Annotated in this window: 1 protein-coding gene; it reads left to right on the plus strand. The window is 40.7% G+C overall.

Annotation, left to right across the window (positions count from 1 at the left end; all coding sequences use genetic code 11):
- Positions 1-833, plus strand: an 833-nt coding sequence (locus tag JM172_RS24530; RefSeq protein WP_483297284.1) for a M26 family metallopeptidase, incomplete at both ends; no start/stop codon positions are given.

Consider the following 833-nt stretch of genomic DNA (forward strand, 5'->3'; position numbering starts at 1 on the left):
ATTACGAACAACTATGCATTAGGTGATGTGAGTGGAACAACATATGTGGGTGGCTTAATCGGTTATACATCACGAAATAGTTCGTCCTATACAATTACAGTCGAGAATAACTATGCCGCAGGAAGGGTCACTGGAGCATATATCATAGGTGGGTTGATTGGAAGTAGTGGATACTCACAATTAGTAAATAGTTATTATGATGGGATTGCCGTCGGCTATATTCCAAACAATCTCAGTCGTTTAACAACTGCGATGAAGACAAAAGTTAACTATGTGAACTGGGATTTTGAAACAATATGGGGAATTGATGAGGGTTCATCCTATCCATACCTCCTACAATTAGACGTACCGAATGGAACGAGCGTAGGGTTACCAGAAAACGAGATAGCTGGTGGATACGGTACGGAAGAGGATCCATACTTAATTGAATCGAAAGAGCAATTGAAAAATATGAAATATGAGCTCGGTGCACATTACAAACTGATGAATGATATAGATCTCACAGATGAGGAATGGACACCAATTGGCACTAACAGTGTCGCGTTCACAGGTACATTCGCTGGGAACGGATATAAGATTCATAATCTTGTAATCGATCAATCTAGTACAGACTATATCGGGCTGTTTGGTTATACATCGAATACAACGGTTACAAATTTAGAATTAAGCGATATCCAACTTACAGGGAGAAACAATGTTGGCTCCCTAATGGGTTATGCAGCTGGAACGGCAATCATCGAGAACGTGAAACTAACAGGAAATAGTACAGTTAGTGGAGCGAACTACGTAGGTGGATTGGTTGGTAATGTAAGGGGAGCGCTAGCTACAGAGAT

The sequence above is a fragment of the Bacillus sp. SM2101 genome, assembly GCF_018588585.1.
Classification (GTDB): Bacteria; Bacillota; Bacilli; order Bacillales; family SM2101; genus Nanhaiella; species Nanhaiella sioensis.